Source organism: Paenibacillus sp. FSL P2-0173, from assembly GCF_038008045.1.
Classification (GTDB): Bacteria; Bacillota; Bacilli; order Paenibacillales; family Paenibacillaceae; genus Paenibacillus; species Paenibacillus polymyxa_B.
This window is the reverse complement of sequence record NZ_JBBOYK010000001.1, coordinates 1205041-1219395: the sequence shown is the minus strand read 5'-3', so window position 1 is coordinate 1219395 and position 14355 is coordinate 1205041. Positions and strand designations below refer to the sequence as shown.

Genomic DNA, 14355 nt, shown 5'->3' with positions numbered 1-14355 from the left:
GGAAAAGGGGGATTGTGCATATGACGGCACGATCAAGGCGTAGACAGGGGAGAAGTCTCCGAGGGATGAACGGAGAGGGAGCTGCCGTAGCCGCAGATAAAAGCAAAACAGGTAATCAGGCAGAGCAATTAAGTCGTGTTGAAAAGCTGATACGTGCTGTGTCAGAGCAGATGGAACGGACACGTATTGCAGATTATGCTTTGCTGCTGAATAAGCCTTGGCGATTACTCTGGCTAAATCTAATATCAGGCGTTTCCCGGGGAATCGGCATCGCGCTAGGTTTTACTTTTTTTGCCGCTACCATTATTTATGTGCTGCAAGTGCTCGGAGCGTTGAATTTGCCGATTATCGGTGATTATATCGCTGATATTGTACGGATTGTACAACGACAATTGGAGCTTACTACCTATTAGGCAACGATCTCCACTTTGATGTTCACGATTCGTCTTCGTGCGTATCCGGCTCCAGTAGACCTTCGCCCTCGCCATCTTCGATATAACGCTGATAAATGGAACTACGAATAACGGAAACATTTTGTCCATAAATGTCAGTAGCAACAAAGCTTTCGTATGGTTCTACGAAGCCCATATTATCGTCGCCTGCTTCAATTTCCATATCATCATAACTGTGGATGTCTCCACTTTCGGCCATGGCTGGTGTGTTAGAGGTACCCCAATTTTCGACGATCTGCCAAGCATCTTCACCGTCGAAGCCGTTTTGATCATCACGCTCATCCAGACTCGTTCTGCCGAACGAGGGAGCGAGAAATTCTTCCTCCACTGGGCGGCGGTTAGACACTTCTGTTTCGGGACTGTACTCTTTACAGTAAATGGTATAGGGAACAGCCAGCAGGCGCTCATAGGGAATGGGTTTACCGCTGGTGGCACAAATGCCATACGTCCCCTTTTCCATGGCCATCAGAGCTGATTCGATGCGTTCTAATTGGAATTCGTCGTGTTCCAGTAAGGAAATATCCTTGGCTCGCTCGTAGGTTTCGGTAGCCAGGTCTCCTGGATGGTTATCAATAGGAGAAAGCTCGCCGGTTTGATCGCGTTGGGAATCGCCGAGTCCGTAATGGTCGTTGTCTTGCAAACGATGCTCAATTTCTTTTTTGCGTTCCAGCAGTTCGTTACGCAAGCCCTGCAATTGTTGCTCCGTCAATGGGGACATGGAATCCTCTCCTTGTTCTAGGTTTACATGCGCATGCGTTGTGTCGAGTATGCTCCTTGTAGTTTGCACCGGGAAGACCTCTTTTACATAGGAAATTCTAATCAAATGCGAAGGAGTTCATTTTATGGATGATCTGTGCTTGATAGCTTGCGGGTTTCGTGGACGATCTGAGAACGCTTATGCTACAATAAATGGGTTCAACAACGGATATAAGCGGATCGGAGTGACGAAGGACTGTGATTTATTTTGGTATTGCGCTAATTATTTTTTTGATTGATCAGGGAGTAAAATATTTGGTGGCTACGCGGATGGAATTGTACGAGCAAATACCAGTCATCGGCAATTTCTTTTTAATCACCTCCCATCGTAATCGTGGAGCCGCTTTTGGGATTTTGGAAGGTCAACGTTGGCTTTTTATCGTGATTACAATTGTAGTGGTGATCGGTATCGTCTGGTACCTGCGAAAAACAGTCAAGGCTGGACAAAAGCTACTTCCTGTTGCGCTAAGTTTGGTGCTGGGGGGAGCAGTCGGTAACTTTTTGGATCGGGCTATTTCAGGTGAAGTGGTTGATTTTGCGCAATTCAATTTTGGAAGCTATACGTTCCCGATTTTTAATGTGGCAGATTCGGCGATTGTCATCGGTGTAGCACTGATTATTTTGGATACATTGCTGGAATCGCGTCGGGAAAAAGGAAATGGCAATGATAGCATTGAAGGGAAGTCATAGCATGAGCGAAGTGAATGAAAACGGCGAAGCCGCAGGTCTGTCTTATGAAGACGAACTGGAGAGTGAATCTCTGGAATGCACAGCGGATTCCGTGGATGCCAAAACACGTATAGACAAATATATCGCCGAAGAAATGAAGGAAGTGTCTCGTTCTCAGATACAGCTGTGGATCGGAAATGGTCGGGTGTTGGTGAACGGTACGGCGATCAAGGCGAACTACAAGCTGGCTGAAGGAGATCGTATTGTATTATCGGTACCGGAGCCAGAAAGTGTAGATATTGTACCGGAAAATATTCCGTTGGATGTCGTTTACGAGGATTCGGACGTTATTGTTATTAACAAGCAACGTGGTCTGGTCGTGCATCCTGCACCGGGACACTCTTCGGGAACATTGGTTAACGCACTGATGTACCACTGCCACGATCTTTCCGGCATCAACGGGGAATTACGTCCTGGTATTGTTCACCGTATTGATAAGGATACATCAGGACTGCTAATGGCGGCTAAAAATGATCAGGCTCACGCATCACTTGCAGCACAGCTTAAGGATCATAGTGTGACTCGAAAATATATAGCCTTAGTTCACGGTCATTTGAGCCACGATCAGGGAACGGTAGATGCTCCGATTGGCCGCGATTCGGGTGATCGCAAATTGTTCACAGTGACGGAACGTAACAGCAAGCATGCAGTCACCCATTTTCTCGTCATTGAACGTTTGGGGGATTATACCCTGCTTGAACTTCAATTGGAAACAGGACGCACACACCAAATTCGTGTTCACATGAAATTTATTGGACACCCATTGGTTGGCGACCCTATGTATGGACGTAGTAAAGGGGTTCGTATGGATGGTCAGGCGCTGCATGCGGCGGTACTGGGTTTTAAGCATCCATCCACTGGAGAGTACATGGAATTCAACAGACCGATCCCTCCTGATATGGAGGATGTGTTAGCATCCTTGCGTAGTCGCTAAAACAATGACAATTTGCATTCCTATTCACAAACCTGAATAAATTATTAAGTTAAACCGCCTAAATGGCGGTTTTTTTATTGTGGGATAAGGTATGGGTAAAAACAACTATGGATAATTATACAATGAAGTTGTATAATTATTAGAGTGCTTCCGGTGGTTCCGGTTGAACGGGTGTTGACACACGATTTTCAATCTGTCATACTTCTTGTAGTTGCGATGAACTTTGTCCAAGAGATGGCTAACCATCTCACACTATGAGAAGCAGGACAAAGGAAATCCTGAATAGCACCTTTAAATCAGTCCCGTGAGGCTGGCAAGGTAACGTGAATGGATCACTGATCAGTGCATCCGCTGCGGCGGTATGTCTTCAGTGTGTCCGAGAGATCGGAGAACAGTAGAAGACTGTTCACACGAGACTCCTTGCCAAACTTGGGCAAGGAGTCTTTTTTGTATCCGAACACGGGACCAGGTCTGAAGGGAACATCACCTGAGGAGGCTGGAAGCATGAGTCATGAAACACATGTACTGATGGATGAAATTGCGATTCGTCGGGCATTGACACGGATTGCACATGAAATTTTGGAGAAAAACAAAGGTATTGACGATTGTGTGCTAGTAGGTATTCGAACACGCGGAGTTCATTTGGCGCAACGTCTGGCTGAAAAAATTGCTGAGATTGAAGGCGCACCAATTCCATGGGGAGAGCTGGATGTTACAGCCTACCGGGATGACCGGAGCAGCGTAGCCGAAGCTAAAGGAAATGGAAAAGAGCTTTTGATGAATCCTGCTGACGTATCGGTTCATGATAAGAAAGTCATTCTCTTTGACGATGTGCTGTATACAGGCCGCACCATCCGCGCGGCGATGGATGCATTGATGCACTGCGGACGACCGCAAATGATTCAGCTGGCAGTGCTAGCGGATCGCGGACACCGTGAGCTTCCGATTCGTCCGGATTACATCGGCAAGAACATCCCGACCTCCAAATCTGAGGAAATCGTAGTAGCCCTTCAAGAGACGGACGGTAAGGACGAAGTGACAATCATTCAGAACCGGGGGGAACAGCTATGATCACAACAGCCAGTCAACTTAAAGAACGTAGCCTGCTCGGGTTAAAGGAACTTAGCCGAAATGAAATCGAGTCCATTCTGGATCGCGCTCATTATTGGGAGTCTCAACCAGAAAAACTGGTTCCAGTACTGCAATCACGCTTTGCGGCCAACATGTTTTTTGAAAACAGCACTCGCACCCGCTTTTCTTTTGAAATGGCAGAGAAGCGGCTGGGCGCTCAGGTTTTGAACTTTTCCGCTGCGGCTTCCAGTGTGGAAAAAGGGGAGTCCATTTACGATACAGTACGTACGCTCGAATCCATGGGCATTGATGCAGGAGTCATTCGGTTAAAGCCAGCCGGTGTGCTGCAAGAGCTCGCCGAGAAGGTCAGTGTCCCACTGGTTAATGCGGGGGACGGCAACAATGAGCATCCAACGCAGGCTCTGCTGGACCTGTACACCATGCGCAAAACTTTCGGTGAACTTAAAGGCTTGAGAGTATCCATCATAGGAGACATTCTGCACAGCCGTGTCGCTCGCTCGAATCTGTGGGCCTTGCAAAAATTCGGAGCCAAGGTTAGCTTCTGCGCTCCTGATAATATGCAAGCACCTGATCTTGCGGCGTACGCGCCTTATGTTCCGATGCAAGAGGCACTACAGGCGGACGTGGTCATGATGCTTCGGGTACAGCTGGAACGGCATGCTGAAGGGATGTTGCGCTCAGCGGATGAGTACCGAGAGCAGTACGGTTTGACAGAAAAAAGAGCAGCGAACCTGAAGCCCGGAACGATTATCATGCATCCAGCTCCAGTGAATCGGAATGTGGAAATTGATAGTGCAGTTGTGGAAAGCGAACAATCGCGAATTTTTCCGCAAATGGCAAACGGGGTTCCGATCCGCATGGCGGTTATGGAACGGGCAATGAAGCTGTAGAAGCTGTCAGTAGAATCGTAGGAAAAAGTTGCAGAAAACTGAGCGGAGGAATATTTCAGATGAAACAATTAATAATGAATGCAAGCGTATTGAACGAGCAGGGCGAGGCTGAATTGAAATCCATCCTAATCGCCGACGGAAAAATTTTGGCTATCGCAAATGCAGATGCTGGAGTCAGCCTACTTATAGAAGAAGGGGCATCTGAGCAGGAGCGCGAAGTTGAAAAAATCGACGCCCAGGGAAAACTGGTCATTCCCGGTTTAATCGACATGCATGTGCATCTGAGAGAACCTGGCTTTGAATATAAAGAAACGATTGAAACAGGCAGCCGTGCGGCGGTGAAAGGCGGATTTACGACGATTGCCTGCATGCCAAACACACGTCCAGTGACTGACAATGTGGACACAGTCCAGCTGGTATTGAAAAAGGGACAGGAAGCCGGGCTTGCCAAGGTTCTTCCTTACGCAGCCATTACGAAAAACGAACTGGGGCGTGAGCTGACAGATTTTGAAGCGCTCAAAGCAGCGGGTGCAATCGGCTTTACTGACGATGGTGTCGGGGTGCAAAGCGCGCAAATGATGAAGGACGCCATGGCGCGGGCCAAGGCACTGGATATGCCGGTTATTGCACACTGTGAAGATAACACGCTTGTTGAAGGAGCGGCAGTGACGGACGGCGAATTTGCCAAGCGCCACGGACTTAAAGGCATTCCGAACGAATCCGAAGCCATTCATGTCGGACGAGACATTTTGTTATCCGAGGCAACCGGGGCACACTATCATGTATGCCATGTCAGCACTGAGCAGTCAGTGCGGTTAATCCGCCACGCGAAATCTTTTGGCATCAAGGTAACGGCTGAGGTATGCCCACACCACTTGGTATTGTCAGATGAGGACATCCCTGGGCTGGATGCGAACTGGAAAATGAATCCTCCGCTCCGCTCCCCACGTGATGTGCAGGCATGCATCGAGGGACTGGAAGACGGTACGATTGACATCGTCGTAACCGACCATGCAGCGCACAGTGAGGAAGAGAAGGCAAGAGGTATGGAGCTGGCGCCATTTGGAATCGTTGGATTCGAGACGGCCTTCCCGCTGTTGTACACAAAATTCGTAGCTACCGGACAGTGGACGCTGGACTTTCTAGTGCGTCGTATGACTGCTGATCCAGCGCGTGTCTTCCGCCTTGATACGGGACGCCTGGAAGAAGGGGCTCCAGCTGACCTGACCATGATTGATCTGGAGCAGGAGCAGGCAGTTGATCCGCAAACGTTTGCCAGCAAAGGACGCAACACTCCTTTTACAGGCTGGAAGCTCAAAGGCTGGCCTGTGAAAACTTGGGTAGATGGCAAACTGGTATGGTCTGCTGACGAAGCAAAATAAATAGAAATCACTAAATAAATAGAACCTAATAGCAGGAAACAATATAGAGGAGTGAGACGGGATGCAGGCAAGATTGTTACTTCAGGACGGCACGCTGTTTACAGGCACATCATTTGGTGCGGAAGGTGATAAAACAGGCGAGGTCGTTTTCAACACAGGGATTACAGGCTATCAAGAGGTGCTGACTGATCCCTCTTACTGCGGACAAATCGTAACGATGACTTACCCGCTGATTGGCAATTACGGAATTACTCGGGATGACTTTGAATCGGTACGGCCTTATGTCCACGGCTTTGCTGTTCGACATTACGAGCCGGCGCCAAGCAACTGGCGTGCTCAATACAGCGTGGGCGATTTGCTGAAGGAATATGGCATCATTGGCATTAGCGACATCGACACCCGCATGCTTACCCGGATTATTCGCCATCACGGCACGATGAAGGGCATTTTGACGACTGGTTCCCAGCCGCTGGAAGAACTGAAAGAAATGATGTCTGACCTCACCATTGAAGAATTGCGTAATCAGGTTCCTATGACTTCCACACCTCATCCGTACAGCAGTCCTGGCAACGGAGAGCGGATCGTATTGATTGACTACGGTGCAAAAAGCGGCATTTTGCGCGAACTGAACAAACGGGACTGCGATGTAGTTGTCGTTCCACATGATACGACGGCTGAGGAAATTCGTCGCTTGGACCCGGACGGTATCCAGCTGTCTAACGGCCCTGGAGATCCAAAAGACGTACCCCATGCCGTTCGTACGGTAGCTGAACTGTTAGGGGAATATCCGATTTTCGGAATTTGCTTGGGACACCAGTTGTTCGCTTTAGCTTCGGGAGCGGATACGGAAAAGCTGAAATTCGGACATCGCGGTGGTAACCATCCGGTGAAAGAACTGGAGAGCGGACGCTGCTTTATCACATCACAAAATCACGGCTACACGGTGAATGAGAATTCGATCCAAGGAACTGAGCTTGAAGTGACGCATATTAATAACAACGATAAAACGATTGAAGGTCTTAAACATACCAAGTATCCCGCGTTTTCGGTTCAATATCATCCAGAGGCTGCACCAGGACCTTACGATAATGGCTACCTGTTTGACCGTTTTCTGGACATGATCCGTGAGCACAAAAGAAATCATCCAAAGCAACCGCGTCAGGCTGCTATCGCCGCCGCAGTGAGAGGAGAGCGCTAATATGCCGAAAAATACAGAACTTAAAAAAATACTTGTGATCGGTTCCGGTCCGATCGTCATTGGTCAGGCAGCAGAATTTGATTACGCTGGTACACAAGCTTGTCAAGCGCTCAAAGAAGAAGGCGTCGAGGTAGTACTGATCAACAGTAATCCGGCAACCATCATGACAGACACCAACATGGCAGACAAAGTATACATCGAGCCGATCACACTTGATTTTGTAACACAGATTATCCGTCAAGAGCGTCCAGATGGTCTGCTTCCTACGCTGGGAGGACAGACAGGTCTGAATATGGCAGTGGAACTGGCTCGCGCCGGAGTGCTGGAGCGTGAAAACGTCAAGCTGCTGGGAACTCAACTGAATTCGATAGAACAAGCCGAAGATCGTGATCTGTTCCGTGATTTGATGCGCGAGTTGGAACAGCCTGTACCAGAGAGTGTAATTGTAACAACCTTAGAGGAATCGTTAGAATTTGCTAACGAAATCGGTTATCCAATTATCGTTCGCCCTGCTTATACGCTAGGGGGAACAGGCGGTGGTATCTGCTCTACAGAAGAAGAACTGCGTGAAACCGTCAGCTCTGGCTTGAGATACAGTCCAATCGGACAATGTTTGGTGGAAAAAAGTATCGCAGGTATGAAGGAAGTCGAGTATGAGGTCATGCGTGACGGCAATGATAACTGCATCGTTGTTTGTAATATGGAGAACTTTGATCCAGTCGGCGTGCATACTGGTGACAGTATCGTCGTAGCTCCGAGTCAGACGCTGTCAGATCGCGAATACCAGATGCTGCGCTCCGCTTCTCTGAAAATTATCCGCGCCCTCAATATCGAAGGCGGCTGCAATGTACAGTTTGCGCTTGATCCGCACAGCTATCAATACTATGTAATTGAAGTAAATCCGCGCGTAAGCCGCTCCTCGGCACTGGCTTCCAAGGCAACTGGATATCCGATTGCTAAAATGGCTGCCAAAATTGCACTGGGCTACACGTTGGATGAAATTGTGAATCCGGTAACGGGACAAACGTATGCTTGCTTTGAGCCAACACTGGATTACATCGTGAGCAAAATACCACGCTGGCCATTTGACAAATTCATTTCTGCCAACCGCAAGCTGGGCACGCAAATGAAAGCAACGGGTGAAGTCATGGCCATCGGACGCACATTCGAAGAGTCCATCCATAAAGCGGTACGGTCGTTGGAAATCGGTGTAAACCGTCTGCATCTTAAGGGAGCCGAACAGCTGTCTGATGACGTGCTCAAGGATCGCCTGATTAAAGCAGATGATGAGCGTTTGTTCTTGGTAGCCGAGGCGTTCCGTCGCGGCTGGCAGCAGCAGGAGATTCAAGATTTGACGAAAATTGACTGGTGGTTCCTCGATAAGGTAGAGGGAATCGTCAAGTTCGAAGCCATCATCGCTGGAGAGTCTGAGCTGACCTACGAAACACTCTATCAGGCCAAACGTAAAGGTTTTACCGACCGCTCTATCGCCGAGATTCGCAGTATGGGCCAAAACGACAGTATGACAACCGAGCGTGAGGTACGTGAATTCCGTCTAGCTCAAAACCTGCGTCCGGTCTACAAAATGGTAGATACGTGCGCAGCCGAGTTTGAAGCCACAACTCCGTACTACTACTCCTCTTACGAGGTGGAAAATGAAGTTATTCCATCTAACAAAGAGAAAGTTATCGTACTCGGCTCCGGACCGATTCGGATCGGGCAAGGGATTGAATTTGATTACTCCACCGTACATGCGGTATGGGCTATTCAAAAAGCAGGCTACGAAGCAGTGATTATCAATAACAACCCGGAGACGGTATCTACGGACTTTAACACATCCGATCGCCTCTACTTTGAACCGCTCTTCTTCGAAGATGTAATGAATGTCATCGAGCAGGAAAAACCGATTGGGGTTATCGTCCAGTTCGGTGGTCAAACGGCCATTAATCTCGCAGCTCCGCTGAGTGCGGCAGGCGTGAATATTTTGGGTACGAGTCTGGAAAGTATCGATGAAGCGGAAGACCGGAAAAAGTTCGAGCAACTTTTGTCTCGTCTGGCTATCGCACAGCCTAAAGGCAACACGGTCACATCGGTAGATGAAGCAGTAGGAACCGCACAGGCGCTAGGCTATCCGGTCCTGGTACGTCCATCCTACGTTCTGGGCGGGCGCGCTATGGAAATCGTGTACTCAGATACGGAATTGCTGCGGTACATGGAAGAAGCGGTTAAAATCAATCCAGAGCATCCGGTGCTCATCGACCGTTATATGCTGGGTAAAGAAGTTGAGGTCGACGCCATCTGCGACGGCGAGACAGTATTGGTACCAGGCATTATGGAGCATGTAGAACGGGCCGGGGTTCACTCAGGTGACTCGATCGCGGTGTATCCACCACAGCACTTGTCTGCCGAGCTGAAACAAAAAATTGTGGAAATTACAATCAGTATCGCCAAAGAATTAAAAACGATCGGTCTGGTAAATATCCAGTTTGTCATTCATCAAGACCAGGTGTACGTGATCGAGGTTAATCCTCGCTCCTCGCGGACGGTTCCTTTCTTGAGTAAAGTAACGAATATCCCGATGGCGAATCTGGCTACACAGGCTATTTTGGGCGGTAAGCTTAAAGATGCAGGTTATTCAGAAGGCCTTTGGCCTGAAAGTAATTATGTCTCGGTTAAGGTTCCGGTATTCTCCTTTGCCAAACTGCGCCGTGTAGAGCCGACGCTGGGCCCAGAAATGAAATCGACAGGTGAAGTCATGGGACGCGATATTCAGTATGCCAAAGCACTGTACAAAGGACTTGTGGGGGCTGGCATGAAAATTCCATCCACTGGAGCAATCATCATTACAGTGGCAGATAAGGACAAAGAAGAAGCTGTCGAGTTGATGCAGGGCTTTTACAGACTGGGCTATAAAATTATTGCAACAGGTGGAACGGCGGCTGCTATGAAGCAGGCCAATATTCCGGTGAACACGATCAACAAGCTGAGCGAAGGTAACCCGAACATCCTGGATATGATCCGTACGGGTGAAGCCAACTTTGTCTTCAATACGCTGACCAAAGGCAAAACGCCAGAGCGTGATGGATTCCGTATCCGCCGTGAAGCGGTTGAGAATGGCATCGTCTGCATGACCTCACTGGATACAGTACGCGCTTTGCTAAGAATGCTGGAAACGATCAATTTCACATCCGAATCCATGCCGGTCCTAAGCAACTAATGCGTTACGAATAGATGTGAGGAAATAAGTAGCACAGGGAAGGACATTCATCAGCTTCGGCTGACGGATGTCCTTTATCACGGGCAAATGTACCCGAATTGACGTGAAAAGGGGATGTAGAACGGTGAATGGAGCATTTCAGCAGATGGCAGGACGGCTGATGGTTGCATTAGATTATCCCAATGCACAACAGGCTGAGCAGTTAATTCGGCAGCTAGAGGGAATTCCCTGTTATATAAAAGTAGGTATGCAACTGTTTTATAATGCAGGGCCAGCTTTTGTAGAACAGCTAAAGTCCAGAGGATACTCCGTATTTCTGGATTTGAAAATGCATGATATCCCTAACACGGTGCGGGGAGGGGCAGAGAGCATTACCCGCCTAGGTGTGGATATGTTCAACGTACATGCTGCTGGAGGCGTTAATATGATGTCAGCCGCTAAAGCTGGTGCAGAAGCAGCTATTTCCGCAGACAGTTCGCTTTCCATGCCGCTCATTATTGCAGTCACACAGCTGACTAGCACGGATCAGACGACCATGAATAAGGAGTTAGGTATTCCTGGTACGGTACAGGATGCAGTAGTTCGTTACGCACAACTGACCCGTGAGGCGGGACTGGATGGTGTGGTAGCTTCACCTTTGGAAGTGCCTGCCATTCGTGCTGTATGTGGATCAGACTTTAAGACGATAACTCCTGGCATACGCCCGGCAGGTAGTGCTGCAGGCGATCAGTCGCGTGTGCTTACACCTGGGCAAGCCATTGCCCAAGGCAGCAGCTACATTGTTGTTGGACGTCCTATCACCGCAGCAGCAGACCCACGTGCCGCAGCGGAACACATTATTGAGGAGATGATACAAGTATGACCACATTCAATAGTATCCCCGAGCAAATCGCATTCCATCTGTTACGTATTCAGGCGGTGGCATTGCGCCCGCAACAGCCTTTTACATGGACATCCGGCATTAAATCGCCAATCTACTGTGACAATCGTCTGACCATGTCCTACCCGGAGGTACGCGAGCTGATCGCAGACTCATTTGCTGCCCTCATTCGTGAGCAATATCCCGAAACCGAAGTCATTGCAGGGACAGCTACAGCAGGGATTCCTCATGCGGCCTGGGTGGCGCAAAAGCTAAATCTGCCAATGGCCTATGTGAGGGACAAAGCCAAAGGACATGGGAAAGAGAACCAAATTGAAGGCCGCATCAGCGCAGGACAAAAGGTTATGGTCATCGAGGATCTCATTTCTACAGGAGGCAGCTCCATTAAAGCAGCACAGGCCGTAGCACAAGCGGGCGCTCAGCCGTTAGCAGTACTAGCTATTTTCAGCTACCAGCTAGACAAAGCGACTCAAGCCTTTGAAGAAGCAGGTGTGGAGCTGCAAAGCCTGTCCAATTATACAGCCCTGATGAACGTTGCCTTGCGTGAAGGAACCATTCAGGAAGAAGAGATGGAACTGCTGCGTTCCTGGCGTCAGGATCCGGCTTCCTTTGGCAAATAAGATGAGCTATAGGGGCCAACAGAGATAATGATTAGAGCGATTCGTACTCGTTACTAACCATTGTAGATTGTTATGGCTCAGGCCGTGTAAATCGAATTCGATCCGGTTACACTAACTCCTACCATCATGTGAAAAGAGGGAGTTCGGATGTATTGGATTTACTATGGCAGACTGTACACGACTAAATTTCAGGCAGGATGTCTGGCAAAAAGGTTGGAGCACGACGGCTGGATGTATGGCTACAATGATCCCCGCGCAGTGGAGGTGTACCGCTCGCGCAAAGGTCGTTATGGTGTCCGATTTATTCCGTAAGTCCACGAAAATAATTTTTAAAAAGAAAATTTTCGATAGGCTATTGACGAAACACAAGAAAATGTTGTATATTAATTAACGTTGCTGTTATGAATATGTAACGTGAATATACATATTTTTTTGAGGGCCCTTAGCTCAGTTGGTTAGAGCGGTCGGCTCATAACCGATTGGTCGGGGGTTCGAGTCCCTCAGGGCCCATTTCCTCAAAAACCCTTGCGTAGCAAGGGTTTTTTGTTGTTTATAGAGGGTGAGAAAATGGAGGAAAGTAGCCCCTTTATGAGGGAGCGATTATAATCCTTCCCACGAGTACAGTCTCCGTCTCTTTCAAGACCTCTTGAAAGCCTAATTTTTCGTGGACAATCAACCCAAACTTTGAAGTCATATTTGTCTTCTAGTTCCTTTCGGATGGAATATACTCCTTCGATTATGACAATGCCGCCAGCAGGAACAGTATGCCATTCCGATAACTTATCAGTTTCCCAGTCATACCTTTGATAACGGACAGCTTTCAGAAATCATTTTGCGATCGTTATATCGTCTTTTCGATGCCTGATTTGACTATATTGTGTGGACGGAAGGGTCTACATTTCGGGTAGAATGACGGGGTAGGGACCAGAAGGTTATTATGCCTACAGGAGATGGGAAGCGCTACTTTAGAAAATATTAGGGACTAGTGAGTTTTACTTTTAGATCTAAAAGAGGACTCCACTGACTGAAAGCTGGTGTGAGTCCCAGTGTATTTCCTTAGATGACTTTAAACGTGAGCATTTTAATAGAGATGTTTAACTAAGGCAGCTGTCCTGCTCCGAGGTACTTATTCTTTGAAGTATTCCATGAATACGTCGCTATAGCTAAATTCCATCCTCCCTCAGGTCTGTACTTTTTCCAATATTGTTTAACGGTTCCCTTTATATCAACTTGTACACCCTGATCGCCCATAATGGAAAGTTTATTAAATAATGTACCGTTTTTATATTGATAAGCATAAAACAGTGTATTTGATGGTCCATATTCAAACGTTATTGCTATGTGCTTTTCTTTTTTGGATACTTGATAAATCTGAATAGTAGGCTGTTCAAAAAATTGATCACTAATTATATTTGTGTTAATTAATACAACAGCCCCTTTAGAATTAACAAGAAAAAAATCACCCGCTTCAGTAAGTAGGAAGTATTCCTTCGCAATTCACGTACAGTTGTCACACTTAAATGTAGAAGAGTGCTAAAGTAGGTAAAAGGATGGGAGTGGTATTTTGAAAATAGATCAAGTTTTTGAACATGACATAAGTCAAGAGTTAGCAGCCAGTATACAAGCATTATTAATGGACAGTTTTTCAGAAATCTACCCTACGGATAGAATTTATTTCAAGCAACTTCCACATTTTAGACTTCTAGCTTTTAACCATGATTATCAACTTATAGGGCATGTTGGATTAGATTATAGGATAATGAATCTAAACGGAGAAACCATAAGAGTACTGGGTTTAATTGATTTGTGTGTTTCAAAAAATGTTCGATCACAGGGAATAGCTTCAGCACTGCTTTTAGAAATTGAAAAGTTATCCGTTACACGAAATATTGATTTTATACTTTTATTTGCTGATAATATGAACTTGTATTTAAGAAATGGATATAAGCCTGTAAAGAACAAAATTAAATTGTTAAAAATTGATAATGAAAAAATTATTACAAATGGAATAGGCTTTGAGAAAATTGATGGAATAATGATTAAAAAAGTAGGAAAGATAGATTGGAGTGAGGGAGACTTAGATTTTTTGGGGTATCTTTATTGATCTCACGAAAGTTTAGAAAAGAGGACGTTCGAGCATTTGGCACTCAATTTGAGGAGCATTTAAATAAAACTTCTCAAGAGTCGGTTAATAGAGTTCAATGA

General features: G+C 47.1%; 13 protein-coding genes, 1 tRNA gene and 1 pseudogene. 13 read left to right on the top strand and 2 right to left on the bottom strand.

The annotated features are described in order from the left end of the window. Positions 1-20: 20 nt before the first annotated feature. Positions 21-413, top strand: coding sequence for a DUF5665 domain-containing protein (locus tag MKX30_RS05360; RefSeq protein WP_230486204.1), 393 nt, complete (start codon positions 21-23; stop codon positions 411-413). A 22-nt stretch (positions 414-435) separates the two neighbouring features. Here MKX30_RS05360 and MKX30_RS05355 read toward each other — a convergent pair whose 3' ends face one another. After that, positions 436-1170 carry a TraR/DksA C4-type zinc finger protein gene (locus tag MKX30_RS05355; protein WP_053325763.1) on the bottom strand — a complete coding sequence of 245 codons (735 nt, stop codon included), beginning with the start codon at positions 1168-1170 and terminating at the stop codon, positions 436-438. A gap of 236 nt (positions 1171-1406) precedes the next feature. Between MKX30_RS05355 and lspA the strand changes: the two genes are divergently transcribed. The 11 genes from lspA (at position 1407) to MKX30_RS05300 (ending at position 12660) form a co-directional block, all read left to right on the top strand. Next, positions 1407-1898: a signal peptidase II gene (gene lspA / locus MKX30_RS05350; protein WP_023989430.1), complete on the top strand. Its 492-nt coding sequence runs from the start codon at positions 1407-1409 to the stop codon at positions 1896-1898. A 1-nt stretch (position 1899) separates the two neighbouring features. After that, entirely contained in the window at positions 1900-2871 is a 972-nt protein-coding gene (locus MKX30_RS05345) for an RluA family pseudouridine synthase (protein WP_341062559.1), read from the top strand. A gap of 504 nt (positions 2872-3375) precedes the next feature. Then, positions 3376-3942: a bifunctional pyr operon transcriptional regulator/uracil phosphoribosyltransferase PyrR gene (pyrR, locus tag MKX30_RS05340; protein WP_023989428.1), complete on the top strand. Its 567-nt coding sequence runs from the start codon at positions 3376-3378 to the stop codon at positions 3940-3942. Further along, the gene (locus MKX30_RS05335; protein WP_023989427.1) at positions 3939-4853 is read left to right on the top strand and encodes an aspartate carbamoyltransferase catalytic subunit; all 915 of its coding nucleotides are present in this window, start codon (positions 3939-3941) and stop codon (positions 4851-4853) included. The genes pyrR and MKX30_RS05335 overlap by 4 nt, the downstream gene beginning before the upstream one ends. A gap of 59 nt (positions 4854-4912) precedes the next feature. Continuing rightward, positions 4913-6235, top strand: coding sequence for a dihydroorotase (locus MKX30_RS05330; protein ID WP_028540490.1), 1323 nt, complete (start codon positions 4913-4915; stop codon positions 6233-6235). Between the two features lie 61 nt (positions 6236-6296). Further along, complete coding sequence (carA, locus tag MKX30_RS05325) at positions 6297-7433, top strand: glutamine-hydrolyzing carbamoyl-phosphate synthase small subunit (RefSeq protein ID WP_076158552.1); 1137 nt, start codon at positions 6297-6299, stop codon at positions 7431-7433. Between the two features lies 1 nt (position 7434). Continuing rightward, positions 7435-10650, top strand: a complete 3216-nt coding sequence (carB, locus tag MKX30_RS05320; RefSeq protein ID WP_023989424.1) for a carbamoyl-phosphate synthase large subunit — start codon at positions 7435-7437, stop codon at positions 10648-10650. Between the two features lie 67 nt (positions 10651-10717). Continuing rightward, complete coding sequence (gene pyrF / locus MKX30_RS05315) at positions 10718-11512, top strand: orotidine-5'-phosphate decarboxylase (protein WP_081047489.1); 795 nt, start codon at positions 10718-10720, stop codon at positions 11510-11512. Next, on the top strand, positions 11509-12150 hold the full coding sequence (gene pyrE / locus MKX30_RS05310) for an orotate phosphoribosyltransferase (protein ID WP_279834780.1): 642 nt from the start codon (positions 11509-11511) through the stop codon (positions 12148-12150). The genes pyrF and pyrE overlap by 4 nt, the downstream gene beginning before the upstream one ends. A gap of 147 nt (positions 12151-12297) precedes the next feature. Next, positions 12298-12462 carry a hypothetical protein gene (locus MKX30_RS05305; protein WP_014282411.1) on the top strand — a complete coding sequence of 55 codons (165 nt, stop codon included), beginning with the start codon at positions 12298-12300 and terminating at the stop codon, positions 12460-12462. A gap of 124 nt (positions 12463-12586) precedes the next feature. Then, a tRNA-Ile gene (locus MKX30_RS05300) sits at positions 12587-12660 on the top strand. 101 nt (positions 12661-12761) lie between these two features. Here the strand turns inward: MKX30_RS05300 and MKX30_RS05295 are convergent. Continuing rightward, positions 12762-12962 (bottom strand): annotated as a pseudogene (locus MKX30_RS05295) (uridine kinase); the annotation flags it as partial. Between the two features lie 752 nt (positions 12963-13714). On the opposite strand from MKX30_RS05295, the gene MKX30_RS05290 reads away from it, so the two are divergent. Next, a complete protein-coding gene (locus tag MKX30_RS05290) occupies positions 13715-14254 on the top strand; it encodes a GNAT family N-acetyltransferase (RefSeq protein WP_341062558.1) in 540 nt (179 codons plus the stop codon). The last annotated feature ends 101 nt before the right edge of the window (positions 14255-14355 follow it).